The 19,902-nt window shown below is 26.6% G+C and carries 18 protein-coding genes; all 18 read right to left on the reverse strand.

Going from position 1 to position 19,902, the window contains the following annotated elements:
- Positions 1-97: 97 nt before the first annotated feature.
- Complete coding sequence (fsa, locus tag ATCC9714_RS09095; protein ID WP_021121367.1) at positions 98-742, reverse strand: fructose-6-phosphate aldolase; 645 nt, start codon at positions 740-742, stop codon at positions 98-100.
- A gap of 23 nt (positions 743-765) precedes the next feature.
- Positions 766-2,049, reverse strand: a complete 1,284-nt coding sequence (locus ATCC9714_RS09100; protein WP_021129334.1) for a NupC/NupG family nucleoside CNT transporter — start codon at positions 2,047-2,049, stop codon at positions 766-768.
- 124 nt (positions 2,050-2,173) lie between these two features.
- Complete coding sequence (locus tag ATCC9714_RS09105; protein ID WP_057545091.1) at positions 2,174-2,995, reverse strand: purine-nucleoside phosphorylase; 822 nt, start codon at positions 2,993-2,995, stop codon at positions 2,174-2,176.
- A gap of 53 nt (positions 2,996-3,048) precedes the next feature.
- Positions 3,049-3,714: a deoxyribose-phosphate aldolase gene (gene deoC / locus ATCC9714_RS09110; RefSeq protein ID WP_021121507.1), complete on the reverse strand. Its 666-nt coding sequence runs from the start codon at positions 3,712-3,714 to the stop codon at positions 3,049-3,051.
- An 18-nt stretch (positions 3,715-3,732) separates the two neighbouring features.
- On the reverse strand, positions 3,733-5,037 hold the full coding sequence (locus ATCC9714_RS09115) for a pyrimidine-nucleoside phosphorylase (protein ID WP_057545092.1): 1,305 nt from the start codon (positions 5,035-5,037) through the stop codon (positions 3,733-3,735).
- Between the two features lie 12 nt (positions 5,038-5,049).
- Positions 5,050-6,120 carry a BMP family lipoprotein gene (locus ATCC9714_RS09120; protein WP_057539657.1) on the reverse strand — a complete coding sequence of 357 codons (1,071 nt, stop codon included), beginning with the start codon at positions 6,118-6,120 and terminating at the stop codon, positions 5,050-5,052.
- Between the two features lie 178 nt (positions 6,121-6,298).
- The gene (locus tag ATCC9714_RS09125) at positions 6,299-7,039 is read right to left on the reverse strand and encodes a response regulator transcription factor (RefSeq protein ID WP_021129339.1); all 741 of its coding nucleotides are present in this window, start codon (positions 7,037-7,039) and stop codon (positions 6,299-6,301) included.
- A 10-nt stretch (positions 7,040-7,049) separates the two neighbouring features.
- The gene (locus ATCC9714_RS09130) at positions 7,050-8,633 is read right to left on the reverse strand and encodes a sensor histidine kinase (protein ID WP_244465140.1); all 1,584 of its coding nucleotides are present in this window, start codon (positions 8,631-8,633) and stop codon (positions 7,050-7,052) included.
- Between the two features lie 290 nt (positions 8,634-8,923).
- Positions 8,924-9,646 carry a C40 family peptidase gene (locus tag ATCC9714_RS09135; protein WP_054631109.1) on the reverse strand — a complete coding sequence of 241 codons (723 nt, stop codon included), beginning with the start codon at positions 9,644-9,646 and terminating at the stop codon, positions 8,924-8,926.
- Positions 9,647-9,792: 146 nt separating this feature from the next.
- A complete protein-coding gene (locus ATCC9714_RS09140; protein ID WP_057574260.1) occupies positions 9,793-11,127 on the reverse strand; it encodes a ClC family H(+)/Cl(-) exchange transporter in 1,335 nt (444 codons plus the stop codon).
- Positions 11,128-11,228: 101 nt separating this feature from the next.
- Positions 11,229-11,747 (reverse strand): GNAT family N-acetyltransferase, encoded by a 519-nt coding sequence (locus tag ATCC9714_RS09145; RefSeq protein ID WP_021121554.1) that lies wholly within the window; start codon positions 11,745-11,747, stop codon positions 11,229-11,231.
- A gap of 305 nt (positions 11,748-12,052) precedes the next feature.
- Positions 12,053-13,249, reverse strand: a complete 1,197-nt coding sequence (locus ATCC9714_RS09150) for a sensor histidine kinase (protein ID WP_196333130.1) — start codon at positions 13,247-13,249, stop codon at positions 12,053-12,055.
- A 254-nt stretch (positions 13,250-13,503) separates the two neighbouring features.
- Positions 13,504-14,700 (reverse strand): NupC/NupG family nucleoside CNT transporter, encoded by a 1,197-nt coding sequence (locus tag ATCC9714_RS09155; protein WP_054631016.1) that lies wholly within the window; start codon positions 14,698-14,700, stop codon positions 13,504-13,506.
- Between the two features lie 220 nt (positions 14,701-14,920).
- Complete coding sequence (locus ATCC9714_RS09160) at positions 14,921-15,247, reverse strand: NifB/NifX family molybdenum-iron cluster-binding protein (RefSeq protein ID WP_021129346.1); 327 nt, start codon at positions 15,245-15,247, stop codon at positions 14,921-14,923.
- A gap of 116 nt (positions 15,248-15,363) precedes the next feature.
- Positions 15,364-16,071, reverse strand: coding sequence for a YczE/YyaS/YitT family protein (locus tag ATCC9714_RS09165; RefSeq protein ID WP_021129347.1), 708 nt, complete (start codon positions 16,069-16,071; stop codon positions 15,364-15,366).
- Positions 16,072-16,090: 19 nt separating this feature from the next.
- Positions 16,091-16,831: an elongation factor P 5-aminopentanone reductase gene (gene ymfI, locus ATCC9714_RS09170; RefSeq protein WP_054631015.1), complete on the reverse strand. Its 741-nt coding sequence runs from the start codon at positions 16,829-16,831 to the stop codon at positions 16,091-16,093.
- A 94-nt stretch (positions 16,832-16,925) separates the two neighbouring features.
- Entirely contained in the window at positions 16,926-18,629 is a 1,704-nt protein-coding gene (locus ATCC9714_RS09175) for a tetratricopeptide repeat-containing diguanylate cyclase (protein WP_057545094.1), read from the reverse strand.
- Between the two features lie 247 nt (positions 18,630-18,876).
- Positions 18,877-19,854 (reverse strand): HD domain-containing protein, encoded by a 978-nt coding sequence (locus tag ATCC9714_RS09180; RefSeq protein ID WP_057545095.1) that lies wholly within the window; start codon positions 19,852-19,854, stop codon positions 18,877-18,879.
- Positions 19,855-19,902 lie beyond the last annotated feature (48 nt).

Here is a 19,902-nt window from a genome sequence, read left to right on the forward strand (position 1 = left end):
CACTTTTTTCTCCTATATGCTAATTTCTTGATATGTAAAAAAGACTCCAATATAGGAGTCTTTTTTATCAGTTAATTATATCTATTTTAAATTAATTTTACTTTCCTTGTTTCTCGTAATCACTTAAAAATTTAGCTATACCTATATCAGTTAGAGGATGCTTAGACATTTGCTTTAATACATTAAATGGTACTGTAGCAATATCAGAACCAGCCATAGCACATTCTGAAACATGAATTGGATTTCTTATACTAGCCGCAATTATTTGTGTATTCATTTCATGTACCTCAAATATAGTAGCTATATCACTTATAAGATTTACTCCTGTAGTTCCTATATCATCTAATCTTCCAACAAATGGGCTAACGTAAGTTGCTCCCGCTTTTGCTGCAAGTAATGCTTGTTGTGGTGAAAATATTAATGTAACATTAGTTTTTATTCCTTTTTCACTTAATATTTTAACGGCTTTTAATCCTTCTATACACATTGGTATTTTTATAACTATATTTTTATGTAATTTAACTAATTCCATAGCTTCTTCAACCATTTTGTCAGCTTCTAAACTTATTACCTCTGCACTTATAGGTCCATCTACTATGGAACATATTTCATTTATTACTTCTTGAAGGTCTCTACCTTCTTTAGCTATAAGAGATGGATTTGTAGTTACACCATCTACAATTCCCCAAGTATTAGCTTCTTTTATTTCATCTATATTAGCTGTATCTATAAATATTTTCATTGTCTTATATCTCCTTTTGTTTTTTATAATGCTACTATAGCTCCTACTATTAATGAACTTAAAACACTAACGCAAAATCCACCAATCATACCTCTAAATGCAAGCTCTGCTAATTGACCTCTTTTTTCAGGACAGAAAACTGATATTCCTGATATACAAATACCCATACTAGATATATTTGCAAATCCAGTTAGTGATATTGCCATCATTAATCCAGTTCTATAATCTAAATGTGGTAACATAGGTCCTAATTCACCAAATGCAACGAACTCATTTAAAGCTAATTTACTTCCTAGTAATTGACCTGCTGTTAATACACTTTCTTTTGGTATTCCCATAAAGAAACCTATTGGTGCAAAAACATATGATAGTATGCCTTCTAGTGATAATCCTATAAGCCCAAGCCCACCATTAACTAATGCTACTAAAGCTATTATAGCTACTAAAGATGCCCCTATTCCAAGTGCCATATTCATACCATCATTAGCTCCTTGAGAAATAGCTTCCATTATATTACTATTATTACCTTTATTATCTATTGTAACTTCATCACTATTTATTACAGTTGCTGCAAATTCAACTTCAGATTCAGTATCAACTTCTTCTCCATTGTCTACAGTAACAGTATTTACAGTGACAACTTCACGTACTTTTTCAGGAAGAATTATTTTTGAAACTATTATACTTCCTAATGGCACTAAAGCTCCACCTATTAAAAGATACTGCATAGGAATCCCAAGTCCTGCATATCCACCAAGAACTGTCGCTGACATACTTCCCATACCTGATATTAAAACTAACATTATTTCACTTTCACTCATACCTGATAAGTATTTACTTACAAGAATAGGTGACTCTGTTTGTCCTAAAAACATATTAGCAACTGCAACAAAGCTTTCAACTTTACTTGTTCCTAATACTTTTTCTATTGCACCTCCAATTATTTTAACTACAAATCCTATAAGACCTATATAATAAAGTGCTGCAACTAATGCTGATATGAAAATTATATTACCTAAAACTTGAATACCAAATATCATACCTGTAGGAGCTCCTGCATCTGCTAAAGGTCCAAATACAAATCCTAACCCTTTTGCCCCATAACTTAATACTACTGTTACAAAATCTGAAATTTTTTCAACAGCTATTCTTCCAAGTGGAAACTTTAATAATAAAAATGCTAATATAACTTGGATTACTAAAGCTTTTAATATCATTTTCTTTTTTACATCTTTTTTATTAGGTGATACAAGATATAAACCACCTAGTAATAGCGCTATCCCAATTATGTTTAATATTACCGACATTTTATCCGCCCTCATTTTTCTATATGATAAATTTTCAAGATATGCTTTTTAGTTTTATGACTGTCTCAAATTTTAATTTTATTTATGAGACAGTCTAAACTAAATATTATTTTAAATTATATAGTTATATATTGTGAACTATGTTTTTTACTAGATTTAAGAATTGTTCTTTAACTCTTTGTGTAGTTTCGATAACTTCTTCATGATTTAAAGGTTGGTCAAGTATTCCTGCAGCCATATTAGTTATACAAGATATACCTATAACATTTAGATTGCTATGAGATGCAACTATTACTTCTGGAACAGTTGACATACCAACTGCATCACCACCTAATATTTGTGCCATTTTAACTTCTGCTGGAGTCTCATAAGTTGGTCCTGTAAAGAATGCGTATACACCTTCTTTTATATCTATATTTAATTTTTTAGCACAATCTCTTGCTAACTGTATATATTTTGGAGTGTATGCAGTAGACATATCAGGGAATCTAACGCCTAATCTATCATCATTTTTACCTATTAAAGGATTATTTCCACCTAAGTTTAAATGATCTTTTATTATCATTAAGTCTCCTGGTTTATAAGATTTATTAGCTCCACCTGCTGCATTTGTTACAAAAACAGTTTCTACTCCTAACGCTTTCATAACTCTTACTGGAAAAGTTGTTTCTTGCATTTTATATCCTTCATAAAAATGGAATCTTCCTTGCATAGCTATAACATTTTTACCTTCTAATTGGCCAATTACTAATTGGCCTTTATGTCCTTCAACTGTTGAAACTGGAAAATTTGGTATTTCATTATAACTTATTACTACTGGATTTTCTATTTCATCTCCTAATACCCCAAGTCCAGAACCTAATATTAACCCAATTGTAGGTTTTACATCTGTTTTAGTTTTTATATAGTTTGCGCTTTCTATTATTTTTTCATATAAGTTGTTCATAATATTTACCCCACCTTTTGTCATATTTTAATAATTATGTAATTAATTAAAGCTTAGTACCCTATTACTTCTTCATTATTTATTATTTTTATAATCGAGCTTGTCCCAAGTCTCTTTGCTCCATTTTCTATAAATACTTTAGCTGTGTCTAAGTCTTTTATTCCTCCAGCTGCTTTTATTAATACTTCACTACCTATATTTGCTCTAAAAAGTATTATGTCTTCTAGTGTAGCTCCACCTGTGCTAAATCCTGTAGAAGTTTTTATAAAATCAGCTTTAGCATCTGTTACACATTTACACATTTGAATTTTTTCTTCTTCAGTTAATAGACAAGTTTCTATAATTACTTTTAAAATTTTATATTTACATGCTTCTTTTATAGCTTTTATTTCTTTTGTAACTTCATTAAATTTCTTTTCTTTTACCATTCCTAGGTTTATAACCATATCTATTTCATCTGCACCATTTTTTATAGCATCTACAGTCTCAAATACTTTAACTGCAGTTGTGTTATATCCATTTGGAAATCCTATTACTGTACAAACCTTCATTTTATCTCCCACGAAATCCTTTGCCTTTTTTACAAATGATGGAGGTATACAAACTGATGCTACTTCATATTTCATTGCATCTTCACAAATTACCTTTATATCTTCCCAAGTAGCTGTTTGTTTTAATAAAGTGTGATCTACTGTACTTAAAATTACCTTTTTATCCATTGTTTTTCTCCTTTTGATTTAGCCAATTATTTCATGTATAATAAAACTTTTTTCTGGCTTTTCATTTTGTATATCATAAGCTTCTTGTAATTGCTCTTCAGCTTTTTCAAATTTATCTTTATCACTTGAATATAGAGTTGCTAATACATCTCCTTCTTTAACATAATCTCCCATTTTCTTTTTAAGAATTATTCCTGCACCATAATCAAGTTCATCATCTTTTGTATGTCTACCTGCACCTGTAAGTAATGATGCTATACCTACTTTTTCTGCATTTAGGTCATAAACATAACCTTCTTTATTAGCCTTTACTTCATAAGTTAGAGGTGCTATTTCAAATAATTTTGGATTATCTATAACACTTGGATCTCCACCTTGAAGAACTGCTAACTCTCTTAATTTAGAAAGAGCTGAATTATCACTTAAAACTTTTTCAAGTTTTTCTCTTCCTTTCTTAGTATCTGGCTCGATTCCCCCAATTTTAAGCATTTGAGCCCCTAGTTGTAAGCATAATTCTCTTAAATCTTCAGGTCCTTTACCTTTTAACACTTCTATAACCTCTTTTAATTCAAGCGCATTACCTATTGCATATCCTAAAGGTTCTCCATTTAATGTTATTGCAGCTGATGTTTTTCTACCTAAACTGTTTCCTATGTTTACCATAGCAGTTGCTAATTTTTTAGCATCTTCTGCAGTTTTCATAAAAGCTCCTTCACCATATTTAACATCTAGTAATATCGCATCTGAACCTGAAGCTATTTTTTTACTCATTATACTTGCAGCTATTAAAGGTATGCTATCAACAGTTGCAGTAACATCTCTTAATGCATATATTTTTTTATCTGCTGGTACTAAGTTTTGAGTTTGTCCGGCTATAACTAAACCTGCATTTTTTACCATATCTTTAAATTTTTCTTCTTCAACAGAAATATTAAATCCTGGTATAGATTCTAATTTATCTAGTGTTCCTCCAGTATGTCCAAGACCTCTTCCTGATAATTTAGCAACCTTTCCTCCAGCTGCACAAACCATAGGTACTAATATAAGAGAAGTTTTATCTCCTACTCCTCCAGTACTATGTTTATCTAGTTTTATGCCTTCTATCATACTTAAATCTACTACATCACCTGAATTAACCATTGCCATAGTAAGATTTGCTGTTTCTTCTTTACTAAATCCATTTATATATATTGCCATTAATAATGCAGATGCTTGATAATCAGGTATATCTCCATTAGTATATTTTTCTATAAAAAATTCTATTTCATCTTTAGATAATTCTTTATTATCTCTTTTTTTTGAAATTATGTCGTATACTCTCATTTTTATCTCCCCTTATTCATTTAATTTATAATGATTATTCTTAACCCATTTACTTAATTCTTTATTGGTTGTGGGTATATTTATATCATTGTTTATTATATCCCTTTTGATTTTTTCAACATTTTCAATAGTATTTGAATCTAATTCAACACTTGAGCCTTCTCTTGTATAATCGATAACGTTTTCTCCTAGGCCAATTTTATGTACTCCTGATTTCCATGAGTTATATTTTATAGCTTCTATTTCTTTGTATATTATATCGTTTGCGTATCTTGTTGCTGTTGATACAATATTATCTGGTGCAAAAGAATTTTGATTTCCATCTACTCCAAATGCATATTTATTAACTTGTTTAGCTGCTAAAAATACACCTAACCCAGATTGTCCAGCTAACTGCTGTATATAAACTGCTCCCTTATTATACATTGAAAGAGCAATTTCTTTTGCTTTTGCAGGATCTGAAAAATCATCTACCACTGCTTTCATGACATTTATATTTGGATTTATATATTTAACACCTGCCTCAAATCCTACAAATCCTTCATTTAAATGATTTAATTCTTTACCAAGAATTACTCCAGCAGATTTATTTTCATCTAAATCTTTAGATAACTCAAGACCTGCGATAACACCATGTAGAAACGTTTGTTGTGCCCAATTAGTACTTATAGAACTTACATTTGGTAAGTCTAACTTAGAATCTATTATTGTAAATTTTTGATTTGAAAATTCTCTGGAAACTTGTTGTACCGCCTTTTTTTGTTCTCCTCCAACAGAAATTATAAGATCATACTCATTTTTCTTTGCATATTCTCTAGCAAATTTCACATAATCATTTTTACTTTTTGACTCGGCATAATCAAACTCAATTTCTAATTTTTCTTGTGCTTTTAACATGCCATCATAACATAAATCGTTAAAAGATTTATCCCCTAAACCAGACTCATTAAAAATAATTGCTACTTTTGTTGCCTTATTATTTTTAATTTCTGTTTTAGTTTGATTAACTTCTTTTAAATAAGCAATTATAATAATTAATATCAAACTAGTTAATACCATTATTTTTTTGTAGTTTAATTTCATTTATTAATTATTCCCTTCTGCTTTAATAATATTATACGAAACAAAACGTTTTCACTCCATAAACTTTATTGATATGTATTTTAATAATATTGATATTTTTATATGTATAATCTTGCTTATGTATAAATATATTGATATTTTGTGTAAAAAATTGACATAAGCAAGATTTTAATTATATCTATCTATCATCTTCAGGAGATATTCCTTTATATTTTTTATAGGTTTTTGAAAAATAACTAGCATTTGAATATCCTACATTCATAGAAATTTGAGATATCTTCATATCTGTAGTCTTTAACAGTTTTTCTGCTTTTTTCATTCTATAGTTAGTAAGATATAGGCTAAAATTTTCACCTACTTCTTCCTTAAATAATCTTGAAAAATACTCGTGAGATAAATAAACATAGTTTGCTATATCATGTAAAGATATATGTTCTTTATAGTTTTTATCTATATATTCTAAGGATTTTTTTATAGCTTTTGAATATTTTATTTCATCTTCATTATTTTCATTAACTATATTTTGAGGTTTAGTTTCATTGCTATTTATACTGTCATTAATTCTTTCTAAAATCTCCTTTAATTCTTTTGGTCTTATATCAGATTTTACTAAGTACTCATATACTCCACAACTTATGGCTTCCTTTGCATAAGAAAATTCTGCATAATTTGTTAATAAAACTATATAAATATCAGAATAAACTTTTTTAATTTCTTTTGTAAGTTCTATACCGCCCATAATTGGCATTTTTATATCACTTATAATTACTTTTGGTTTTAGTTTTAATGAAAGTTCATAAGCCTCTTTTCCATTTTGTGCACTAGCAACTACATTAAATTTATCAGAAATATTTGAGATTGTATAAACTATCCAATCTCTTATTGGTGCTTCATCTTCAACTACTAATATATCTAACATATTCTCCTCCTTATTTTGGAAGTATAAAAGTAATTTTAGTTCCCTTTCCCTCCATACTTTCTACTTTTAGTCCATATTCTAGACCATAATTTAATTGTATTCTCTCATGTACATTTATTACTCCAACCCTATTTATACTAGCTTCTTTATTTAATACATTTTCTAGTTTATCTTTAGACATACCTACTCCATTATCTTCTACAACAATTCTTATTCCTTTAGTACTTTTATAACATTTCAAACTAATTTTTCCTTTATTATTCTCTTTTTCCATACTATATAAAATTGCATTTTCTACTATAGGTTGTAATATGAAAGAAGGTACTTTAAAGTCTTTTATACTTTCATCCATTTCATAACTTATATCAAAACATTCAGGATATCTCATTTTCTGAAGTTCAGAATAATTCTTAATATTTTCTATTTCTTCTTCTAAAGTAACCATTTCACTAGCCTTTGGCAATATACTTCTTAATAGTTTTGTAAATCTATAAATCATATCTTCGGCTATATCTGTTTTGTTCATAGATATTAAAAATCTTATACCACTTAATGTATTGTATAAAAAATGTGGATTTATTTGCGCTTGTAAAAAGCTCAACTCTGCTACTCTTTTTTGTTTTTCATATTTTTTTATATCTTTAATAGATGTATCTAACTGTTTTACCATGGTATTGAATGAATTTTGAAGTTGTCCAATTTCATCATCTCTATCAACATCTACATTTGCATTTAAATTTCCTTTCATTACTTCTTCCATTTTATCTTTCATATTTAAAATAGGCTTAGTAATCCAAGATGAAATTTTATAGGTAATTATTAATGCTGGTATACTAATTAATGCAATTATATAAAATGTTCTTTGAGCTATTTGATTTGATACTTCTGACATTATATTTGAAGGTATTTCTTGAATTATACTCCATCCATATGAATCTATATTAGATGCAATTTCTATATTTTTATCATTTACGTTTTTTCCCTTTACATTATTTTTATAATTTTTTCCTATTAATCTTTTATCTTTACTAGATATTATATTTCCTTTAGAATCCACTATATATATATACGTACCTCTATCTAGTAAATTTGAATATCTATCGTATAACATAGTTTCACTTATATCTATTATTAGTACTCCTAAAGTTTCATTTGTTATTAAATCTTTTATAACTCTTCCCATCTTTAATATGTTTTTATAAGGTCCTATTCCCTTTTCATCTTTATATGTATTTATAAGAACTGTTTTACCATCTGCACTTATTATTTCTTTATACCACTTTTCACTTTTTATACTATTTAAATTATATTTATTCTTAGAGTAAGTACCATAACTTAAACCGTTTTCTCCTACTATATATAGTTCTGGCTTCATATTAAATTTTCCATATTTAAAAACTTGGTCCATAAGTAAATTTTCTACATAGTCATAATTTTCTTTTGATTTATCTGAACTTATGTAAAGCTTTTCTTTAGATATAGAAAGTATATCTACCAGTTTACTATCTACAACAATATTATTTCCTATACTTTCCACATTAGATAGTAAAATTGTTATATTATTAGCAACTTCATCTAATACTTGACATCTCATTCCACGAATTTCTTCTTGAACAATTTTATTACTATCATTTATTACCCAAGCACTAATAATACCAGTTATAAAAACAATTAAAACAAATATTAATAAAAACAATTTAAATGTAATACTATTTGTTTTTATGTTTACCCTCTCCTTTTACTTAGATTTCCAACTAATAAGTTTAGCGTATATGTTCTTTTAAATCAATATTTTTCTATATACTAAATTAATATAATCCTAAAAAATAAAAAGAGCAAATGCTTTATACTTTTTCAGCACTTACCCTTTATATTTTATACAAATTATGGCCTTCTAGCTCCTTTAAAATGAGTTTGATAATATCCTGTTAATTTTGATTTTTTTATTCCGTCTTTTTCATTAGCAGCATGTACAAATTCATTATTGCCAACATACATTCCAACATGACTTACTCGACCTTTTCCCATGGTATCAAAGAATACTAAGTCTCCAACCTGTAAATCTTTTTGCTTTATAGGTAGTCCGACTTTACTTTGTTCATAAGCAGTTCTAGGTATATTTTTACCTAAAGCATTTTTATAAACATATTGAACTAATCCTGAACAATCAAAAGTATTTGGACCTGTAGCACCCCATACATATTGATTACCAATTTTGCTTTCTATTAATCTAACTGCTGCATCTTTATTACTAGATTTTATGTTACCTATATTATTAAAATTCACAGATTTATTTTCATTTGAATTTATTTGCTTTGTAGGTGTTTTTATTTGTTCACTTACTGTAGATACATTATCTTTGTTACTATTTAACCTAGCATTGTTTATAGAACTTAATAATGTATTTAATGTATCTAATTTATCTAGTAATTGCTGATTATTATTACCATGACAATGAGGGCAAGTTCCTCCTCCAAAGTTTCCCATTGCATTTTCTAACATTGCTCCAAATAAATCAGGCTGACCATTTGAATAAGAACTATTTCTTGAATTTAATTGTCCAACTGCATTTAAAAGTTTAATTGCAACTAATTGATTTACATCCATTTCAAATCTCCCTTATTTCACTTATAATGAAATTTACAATAAAATAACCGTATATTAAATAATACGGTTATTTTATTCTTATATTTAGTAGTTTTTATAAATAAGTTTTGTTTTTTAATACTTTTATTAGCAAATATTTTTCTCTATTAGGATACTTTTGTTTTTTCTACTTTTTCTTGTATTTTCATCTTATTCTCAAGTAAAGAATCATAAATTGGAGGACATTCTAATAAATTTGCTACTAAATATGCTACTCCACAAACTACTATTATAGGTCCTAGTTGAGTTAAAGAACCTGTCATTTCAAATACTAAAATAAAGCCTGTAATTGGAGCCCTAACTACCGATGAAAACATACCTGCCATAGAAAGCAATATAAAATTATTTATAAATGCAGGATCTAATCCTAAAATAATAATAGACAATTTTGAAAATATAACTCCAACTAATCCTCCTAAAGTTAACACTGGGAATAATATCCCCCCAGGAGTACCAGGAGCAAAACTAATGAGAGAAAATATATATTTCCCAACTAATAAAATTATAGCTAGTTTTAAGGTTATTCCTGTTGAAAATATGTTATTCATCAGTTTATCACCACCTCCTAAAACTTGTGGTAGCAACATACCAAACCCAATAGCAAACATAAATGGTATAATCATCTTATATCTTAAACTTAACTTGATTTTTGAATAAATTTTCATAGTTTGTAATAACCCTTTATTGTATATAACTCCACAAAATCCAATTAAAATTCCTAGTATAATCAGTACTATATAATACTTTGCTGGTATATCTAAAACTTTTCCAACTATAATTGTATGTGCCTCACCTAAAAATACCCATGTCATCAAATCTGAACTAACACATGCAGCTATAGATGTAACAAATAGTATTGGCGAAAAACTTTTATGAACTTCTTCTAAAGTAAACATAACACCTGCAAAAGGGGCATTAAAAGCTGCTGCTAAACCTGCTCCTGCTCCACTTGAATATAATATCATTTGTTCTGTTTTTTCTAATTTAAATTTTTGTGATATTCCATGTGCAAAACTAGCTCCTAACTGTATAGATGGGCCCTCTATTCCAAGTGATAGTCCTGCTCCCATAGCTAATACTCCATTTATAAACTTACTTACTAATATCCTAAATGAATGTAAAATTTTCAATTTTCCTTTTATACATCCTTCAATTTGTGGAATACCACTACCTGATATCATAGGGTCTTTTTCAACAGAATATCCAACTATATAACCTATAGTAGCAAATACTAGTATTCCAAAAATTATATATGAAGTATGATCTAACATAAATTTATATATATCTATGCTTATAGATCCTGCATAACTAGAACAAAGCCTATATAGTGAAACTATAAATCCAGCTATACATCCAACCAAAATACTTTCAAATACAATCTTAATTTTAAACTTATTTGAATAACGCTTATGTTCTTTTATTTCCTCACTTAAAGCTTCCATCTCATCACCTCTAAGGTAAATATTACCCAATTTGAAGTTTAGTTAACTTTTTTCAAAATAGATTTACAATTTTTTTAATAAAAAAGTAAGTATTTAAATACTTACTTTTTTATAGAATATATTAAATGTTTCATGTGTTTACCTTCATATAATTTTGTAAACTCTCCTTCTAATTCCATGCCTAATCTTAACGCTACTTTAATTGATGATTTATTTTCTGGTCGTATTTGAGCTATAACTTTTTCTGCAACTGTATTTTCAAAAATGTATCTTATACATTCCTTTATTCCTTCAGTTGCATATCCTATCCCCCATGATTCTTTATTTAGTATATAAGCTACCCCTATAAATTCTCTACCATTTATATTCTCTATTAAAGGCCCCATAACCCCTACAACTTTTTTGTTTATTTTATCTATTGCTAAAAAATAACTATATCCATCGCTTTTATACCTGTCTATATTTTTATTAATCCATTCAAGTACCTCATCATCTGAAAAAGATTTTTCCCAAGCATACATAATTTCAATATCTTGCAATATATTAGCAATATCATTAAAATCATTTTCGCTTATTTGTCTTAATATCAATCTATCTGTTTCTAAGAAAATTTTTTCCATGTATATACCCCCTCTTTAATAAAAATTATATCATATAAATTTTAAATGGTAATTTAAAAAGATTTTAGTCACAATTTGCTTCTAAAGATTTGAAGGGTTTTATTAATTATTAATGTAATATTATATTAATAGATTTAATAATCTAAGGGGGGATAATTATGATATATATTTCTTTTGTTTTGATTTTATTTGTCTTATTCTATGCTTATGCTGTAAAAAATGAAAACTTAATTTTAAGGTATGAAATTGATGATTCTAATTATTAGATAAAATAAAAAAGACTAATTTAATTAGTCTTTTTTATTTTATCTAATAATTAGAGGAATTTGAATCCAAAACTCAGTTTCCATATCATCACTTTCAACTTCTATTTTACAATTATGCTCTTCTAATAATTTTTTTATAGAATACAATCCATAACCTCTATTTTCTCCTTTTGATGAATATGCCATTTCAAATATTTTTTCAGTATCTTTTATCTTAGAACCATTGTTTTTTATAAATATATTATAATATCCATCTTCTTCGTAAATTTCAACATGTACATACTTATAATCCTTTTCAATAGTCTTAAGTTCATCTATCGCATTGTCTATTATATTTAAAAGTATAGAACTTACTTCAGAATCTGTAAGTTCAATATTTTCTAGTAAACTATCTATACAAGCAGTTAAATCTATACCATTTTTTGAAGCTTTAAATTTTTTAGTATTTAAAATGGCATCTATACAATGATTTCCTGTTAAAAAATCTATAGATACATTGTTATCACATTCTGCCATTCCTAATATATATCTTTTTGCCTCTTCTATTTTTCCACTAGACATTTGCATAAGTATTATCTGCAAGTGATTCATATAATCATGTTTTTGAACTCTTAAAGCATCTATACTATCTTCCATCTGTTTTAAATTTTTTTCCATTAAATTTTTTTCTAAGTCATTTAAAATTTTTCTTTTATCATAATTTATCACACTAAATAATAATGTTACCAGTATTAGTAATAATGCCAGCACAAAAAATATCCTCATAATAACTTCCATATCATAGTTAACTTCGCTATGATTATATAATAGCAATATACCAATTCCTATCATTGACATAATTAAAATACTTAAATATAAAAGCATTTGCTGAACAGTTTTACTTTTTTCAGTTATTCTTTTTGTATCTAGTTTGTGTATAAAATACTTATACTTAAGCAATTTCATTATGATAACCATAATAATCAAAGATATATAACATAGTAGTATTCTTAAACTGCTATGTTCCAGTATATATTGAAGATTTATTCCAGTGAAATTTATACAGAATATTGTCATCATCTCAGTTGCCATTTTTATAGCTAGTATTATCGAAGTTACAACAAAACACTGAGTTATCTTAGCCTTTGAGTGTAACTTAACTAAAACAGCTACTGATATAAATACTAGTAAATTGCCAATTCCACTACTTACATAGTTTTTTAATAAATACATTAAAATAAGATATATAGATGACATAGTTATTATACTTCTTCTATTTATACTATTTATAATAATTGATATAGAAGAAAAAATTACTATTGATTCAGGTATTCCCATAAAAATCAAGTTTAGTATATTTATTTTAATCGCTCCTTTTACTATTCCATATTTAAATTTTATATAGTTATATTAACATATTTCTATATTTTTTTCTATATTTCGACAAATTTTCCCATATTCCTTTATTATTGTAATAAAAAAAGGCTTGAGAAAACTCAAACCTTTTTTCATTAGAATAATAATATTAATCCTACTATCATAGCTGATAACGTACTTACTAAGAATCCACCTATCATACCTTTAAAAGCTATTTCTGATATTTCCGTTCTTCTTTCTGGACAGAATACTGATATTCCTGATATACATATACCTATACTTGATATATTAGCAAATCCAGCTAAAGAAATTGACATAACTAAAGCAGTTCTAGGATCTAATGTCTTTATAATTTTACCTAAATCTCCGAATGCTATAAATTCATTAAGAACCATTTTACTACCTAATAATTGCCCTGCAGTTAATGCATGAGATGAATCTAATCCCATTAGGAATCCAAGTGGAGCAAATAAATAAGATAATATTTGTTGTAATGATAATCCAACTACTCCTAAAGCTCCATTGACTAAAGCAACTAATCCTGTAATAGCTATTAATGCAGCTCCTATACCAAATGCCATTTGCATACCATTGCTTGCACCTTCTGAAATAGCTGACATTATATTAGTATGTGCTCCTTTTCTATCCATTTCAACCTTCTCAACAACTTCTTCATGTTGTGTCTCTGGTATTAATATCTTAGAAACTATTATACTACTTAATGGAACTAATGCTCCAGCTATAAGTAGATATTGCATAGGTATACCCATTCCTACGTATCCCATTAAAACTGTTGCTGACATACTTCCCATACCTGATATTAAAACTAACATAAGTTCACTTGTAGTCATTAAGTGTAAGTATTTACTTACAAGTATTGGAGATTCAGTTTGTCCTAAGAACATATTTGCAACAGCAACAAGACTTTCTACTGCACTTGTCCCTAAAACTTTTTGTATTGCACCACCGATTATTTTAACTACTAAGTTTATAACCCCTAAGTAATAAAGTGCTCCTACTAATGCCCCTATAAACACTATATTTCCAAGAACTGAAATCGCAAATATAAATCCACTGCTACCATCAGCTAATGGACCAAATACGAAAGTAAGCCCCTCTACTCCATAACTTAATACGTTAGTTACAAAGTCAGATACTACTTGTACAACAGTTCTTCCTATAGGGAATTTAACTAAGAAAAGTGCAAGGATAAACTGTATTAGCAAAGCCTTTCCTATAAGTTTTTTGTTTACCGACGCTTTGTCAGAAGATACTAGGTAAAGTCCACCTAATAATACTATGATTCCTAAAATGTTTAAAATTATTGACATAGCTTACTCCTTTTTATTTAGTTTTATGTATTAAATATATTATACACTATTTTCGACATTTTTCTACTACTTTTTATTCATTTTTATAATTTAATTTGCATATATGAGTATAATTTAATATTTATGTTATATATTCTTTACAAATCTTTTAGTTTTTATGTAAAAATGGGATATATATATCCCATTTTAATTTAAAAGCGTACAGCTTTTATTTATTATGTCAATGCTCTCTTTTGTCTATTTTTAGTTCATTAACCATAAATAAATCCATATTGAAAAAAGCATTTCCATTTAAATTAGGTTTGTATATTACAATATCTTTACAAGACATATATTTATGATGATTGTCATTTTTTACGTTTGATATAACCCTAGATATATTTTTATCAATTAAGAATTGTATTATCTCCCCTAATGTATTTTTACTAGTATCTTTTACAATGTATTCATTATTATCTGTATCAAATATAATTATATTAGGAGCATTATTTATATCTTGATATAGTTGAAATCTTCTTTCATCATATATAGGTATACATACTTTCAACTTAATTCCTCCTTTATATTTAAATTCTTATTATACTATATGTACAATTTTTACAATTGTGTTGTTTTTTCTACAAATTAACTTATAAAATAAAAAAAGAAAGCATACGCTTCCTTTTATTTTTCTATATTTTCATCAATTATATTTTCAACACTATATATTTCTTTTTGACTTTTTAAAGTTTTTGCTTTTATATATCTTAAATCATCCACTATGTATCTATGTATAACTTTTTTAGTATCAAATTTGCAAATATCAAATGCGTATTGTATAAAAATTCCAAATACTAAAGTTGTAATTACAGTTCCAAAGCCTATACTACCGCCTAATAAAAATCCAAATATAAGAGCAAATGATTCTATACACATTTTAATCATTTTAACAGGTTTATTAGTCTTTTTTTGAATAGCTATCATAAGACCATCCCTTGGTCCACTTCCATATCCAGCACCAATATATAGAACACAACCTAGTCCGATTATAAACATTCCTGAAAGTAACATAAAAATACCAGATATTAAGGTTTTTGATATTGGTATAATGTTATTTAACATAAAAAAGTCCATAAATATTCCAATTAAAAACATATTAAGAATCGTTCCTAAACCAAAATTTTCTCCTAATATAATGTCTATTATAATTACTAAAATTCCTAATAGCATGCTCGCTTGTCCCATAGTAATTCCTAAATTTTTAGATAGTCCATGATGAAATGCATCCCATGGTGATAGTCCTAGGTTTGCATTAATAGTTAAAACTATCCCAAATGCACAGACAAGTAATCCTATAATTAGTCTTACTATATTTTTTATACTGTACTTCATTATTATACCCCCATATTTTTTATACAATAACAAACCCTCCATTAGGACTTATAATTTGGCCAGTTATAAAGTTTGACTTTTCACTACCTAAAAATAAAGCACAATTAGCAATATCTTCTGGAGTCCCTAATCTCATAAGTGGAGTTTCTTCTATTAACATGTCAACCGTTTCTTCTTCTAAATTATCTAGCATATCTGTTTTAATTACTCCTGGGGCTATACAATTTACTTGAATATTTGAAGGACCTAATTCTTTAGCTAATGCTTTAGTCATCCCTATTATAGCAGCTTTGCTAGTTGAGTAATGTACCTCATATGAACCCCCAACCATTCCCCATATAGATGATATATTTATTATTTTCCCACTCATCTGTGGAATCATATACTGAAGTGCTTTTTTTGTTGTATAAAATACACTGTTTAAGTTAGTATTTATTACCTCATCCCATTCTTCATAACTTATATCTTTAAATAAATTAGTTCTACTTATCCCTGCATTATTAATCAAAATATCAATTCTTTCAAATTGACCTATACAATAATTAATCATAAGATTTACTTCTTCTTTTTTAGATACATCAGCTTTATATGTATCTACTGATAATCCTCTACTTTTTAACTCATTGTATAAATCTAATGCTTCCTTTTCTGAGTTATTATAATTAATTAAAACATTGTATCCATTTTCTGCAAATAAAGTTGCAATAGCCTTTCCTATACCTCTTGATGCACCTGTAACTAATGCTGTTTTTTTATTCATTTATCTCTCCCTTTCTTAATCAATATAAGCATTATAACATAATAAATAGGAATATCATTAGATATTCCTATTTATTATGTTATAGCAACATTAGTTAAACTACAATCTTATTTTTACCATTATTTTTAGCTTTGTATAAATTCATGTCAGCCTTTGATAGCGTGTCCAAGCCATCATTTAGTCTGTATGCTATTCCTATACTTATTGTTACTTTTATATCTTTACTCCAACTTAAATGCTCAACAGCTGATCTTATTAGTTCTGCAGTTAGTACAGACTCTTCTTTAAAACTATACTTATGAAGTATAACAAACTCTTCTCCACCATATCTACACAAAACACATCGTTCATTTAGTAAATTTAATATTACTGATGTTATAGTTTTTAAAACTTCATCGCCAAATTGATGTCCAAAAGTATCATTTAAATATTTAAAATTATCTATATCTATCATTAAAATAGAAAATTTAAATTTATTATTAATCAATTCTTTATATTTTTCATCAAAATATCCTCTATTATAAACACCTGTTAGGTTATCATGTAGAGTTATATATTTCATTTTCTTTAGTCTTTTTTTATTAATTTTATACATATATCCAATAATTATTGTCCCACATAAGATAATTAACATTAAAAACCTTATAGATTCTCTATCTTTTCTTACTATATATTTTTCTTTTGCTTGTTCTAATACATAATTTGAATAATCCCTATATCTTATATTTTCATTGTTTTTTATAGCACTAATTAATTTATCTATATATATATCCTCTAATTCATACTGTTTAATTTTATCATATAATTTAACTAATTTTTCCAGTACATATTCTTCATTTAAAGAATTATTGTTTTTATAATCTGAAAATGAAAGTATTTTATTATAAATATCTATAGATTTATAGTAATTTCCTATGCTACTATAATATTGACCTTTAGTTAAATATAAAAGTTCTTTTGTATATTTAAATATTTTTTCATCATTAAATTTCAAAAACTTTTCTGCTAACTCAATATATTCTTTAGCTAACTCATATTTGCCTTCATTTAAATATAAATTAGCTTGAATAGTATTTGCTAAAACATCGATATCAGGATAATCTTTTATATCTACATGTTTTCTATCTTTATTTATCATAGATAAATATCTTTCACATTCTCTATATTTTCCCATCCTCAAATAAATCTCTGATATATTTACATATGCATACAACCTTATTATTTCAGCTTGTTTTGGATTTTTAATATTAATTTTTAATGATTCTTTTATGGTTTCAACTCCCGTATCATAACCTTGTATTTGAGAAAATAAGACCCCTAAGTTAATTAATTGTTTTGCTTCAATTATATTATATTCCATATCTTTTGACATTATAAGAGTATCTAATATATATTCAGATGCCTTAGCATAATTAGAATCTATTAAATATAAATTCCCTAAATTTTCATATATTTTAAATCTATGTTCTTTTGATAAAAATTTATATTTTTCCATTTCTAAAAACATTTTTTCATTACATCTTTCTCCGTATGGTATATCTTTTATTTCTTTTGACATTTTAGCTATATCTTTGAATAAAATATTATATTCATATTTAGGTATTTTAGAAAATGTTAAATTACATATTCGTCTTGCATTTACATAGTTTCCTTCATTTATATTATATTTAATTTTCTTTGTAGCTTCTTTTATATTTTTTTTATTATTATTAATATTTATAGATATCATAAATATTAATGTAATTATAATTCCTAAAAATATATTTAAAATTAATTTATATTTTTTGATAAATTTCACCCCCTATATTATTATAATACTATTCTTTGCTTTATACTATTTTTTGACATTTTATTATACCCAATAAAAAAAGATTAAAGCAAAATTGCTTTAACCTTTTAATAAATATAAATAATCCTATATTTTTATTTCTTTAGAATTCATACTAATATCTTTTTCTATAATTTAGTTGTTATAAAATTAAAAAGTTTACATAATTTAATTATTTAAACTTTTTAATTTTATTTTTACCATATTTATTTATATTCTATAAAATTTCTATATATACACCTTTTTTTATCTTCTTTGATACTTCTTTATTTATATCTATTATATTTTTATCTAGCTCTGATAGAGAATATACATTATTGTCTATATATACTCCTGGGTCTATAAGTCTTACTTTTCCTTTTATGTGTATATCATATTTTTTCTCATTAATTCTTAACTTTACATCTGGATTTAAATCTTTTACTAAATTTATTATTTCTATATTTTTAGATGATTTAAGTATCTCAAAAACTTCCTCATCAGTTTTTAATACATCTTGCATAGATAATTCATTATTATCTAATAATATTTTTATAGCCTTAGATAATTTTTCATATGAATACCCATTTACTGGATTCATAAAAAAATCTACAACCTCTTTGTAGTAAATTTCTAAAAACCACATAGCACTTTCTAAGTTAGTTGTAACAATTTCCCCATTTACTACACATATATTTTTCAAAAACTTATCTATATCAGATTTTTTTATATAACCATATCTATACATATCCCTAAGAGCATAATCAACTCTGTCTGCACATAATTTTGGCGATTCCTTTTCTAGTATCGTCCACTTTGACTCATCTAGTAAAATATCTTCATAGTTATATCCATGCTTATTAAGTATTTTTGGTATTTCAGAGTTTATGATAACTTCATTTAATATGTCTTCATGGTAGTCCTCATTATAATTACCTAGAGCAAAGTCTATAACATGTGAAAATGCAGTATGGGATATGTCATGAAGTAATCCTGCAATCTGTTCCTCAAGACTACCTCCAAGCCTTTTAATAAGAAGCATAACTCCTAAAGAATGTTCGTATCTAGTTACATTAAGATTTTTTTGTACTAAATATGTAGCTCCTACTTGATGTATTTTTTTTAATCGTTGTACAGCCTTACAATTTATTAACTCTTCTAATATATCTTCTATCTCAAATTCACCATATATATAATCTGTTACTATATTTGCCATAATATACCTCCTACTTAAATCATAAGACTATTATAACCTACATATGTA

The sequence above is a fragment of the Paraclostridium sordellii genome (genome assembly GCF_000953675.1).
Taxonomy (GTDB): Bacteria; Bacillota; Clostridia; order Peptostreptococcales; family Peptostreptococcaceae; genus Paraclostridium; species Paraclostridium sordellii.

What these genes read in the sequence shown, in the direction of transcription:
- fsa (WP_021121367.1), bottom strand. Translation starts at nt 742, where the DNA reads ATGAAAATATTTATAGATACAGCTAATATAGATGAAATAAAAGAAGCT.
- ATCC9714_RS09100 (WP_021129334.1), bottom strand. Translation starts at nt 2,049, where the DNA reads ATGTCGGTAATATTAAACATAATTGGGATAGCGCTATTACTAGGTGGT.
- ATCC9714_RS09105 (WP_057545091.1), bottom strand. Translation starts at nt 2,995, where the DNA reads ATGAACAACTTATATGAAAAAATAATAGAAAGCGCAAACTATATAAAA.
- deoC (WP_021121507.1), bottom strand. Translation starts at nt 3,714, where the DNA reads ATGGATAAAAAGGTAATTTTAAGTACAGTAGATCACACTTTATTAAAA.
- ATCC9714_RS09115 (WP_057545092.1), bottom strand. Translation starts at nt 5,037, where the DNA reads ATGAGAGTATACGACATAATTTCAAAAAAAAGAGATAATAAAGAATTA.
- ATCC9714_RS09120 (WP_057539657.1), bottom strand. Translation starts at nt 6,120, where the DNA reads ATGAAATTAAACTACAAAAAAATAATGGTATTAACTAGTTTGATATTA.
- ATCC9714_RS09125 (WP_021129339.1), bottom strand. Translation starts at nt 7,039, where the DNA reads ATGTTAGATATATTAGTAGTTGAAGATGAAGCACCAATAAGAGATTGG.
- ATCC9714_RS09130 (WP_244465140.1), bottom strand. Translation starts at nt 8,633, where the DNA reads ATGAGATGTCAAGTATTAGATGAAGTTGCTAATAATATAACAATTTTA.
- ATCC9714_RS09135 (WP_054631109.1), bottom strand. Translation starts at nt 9,646, where the DNA reads ATGGATGTAAATCAATTAGTTGCAATTAAACTTTTAAATGCAGTTGGA.
- ATCC9714_RS09140 (WP_057574260.1), bottom strand. Translation starts at nt 11,127, where the DNA reads ATGGAAGCTTTAAGTGAGGAAATAAAAGAACATAAGCGTTATTCAAAT.
- ATCC9714_RS09145 (WP_021121554.1), bottom strand. Translation starts at nt 11,747, where the DNA reads ATGGAAAAAATTTTCTTAGAAACAGATAGATTGATATTAAGACAAATA.
- ATCC9714_RS09150 (WP_196333130.1), bottom strand. Translation starts at nt 13,249, where the DNA reads ATGTCATCTATATATCTTATTTTAATGTATTTATTAAAAAACTATGTA.
- ATCC9714_RS09155 (WP_054631016.1), bottom strand. Translation starts at nt 14,700, where the DNA reads ATGTCAATAATTTTAAACATTTTAGGAATCATAGTATTATTAGGTGGA.
- ATCC9714_RS09165 (WP_021129347.1), bottom strand. Translation starts at nt 16,071, where the DNA reads ATGAAGTACAGTATAAAAAATATAGTAAGACTAATTATAGGATTACTT.
- ymfI (WP_054631015.1), bottom strand. Translation starts at nt 16,831, where the DNA reads ATGAATAAAAAAACAGCATTAGTTACAGGTGCATCAAGAGGTATAGGA.
- ATCC9714_RS09180 (WP_057545095.1), bottom strand. Translation starts at nt 19,854, where the DNA reads ATGGCAAATATAGTAACAGATTATATATATGGTGAATTTGAGATAGAA.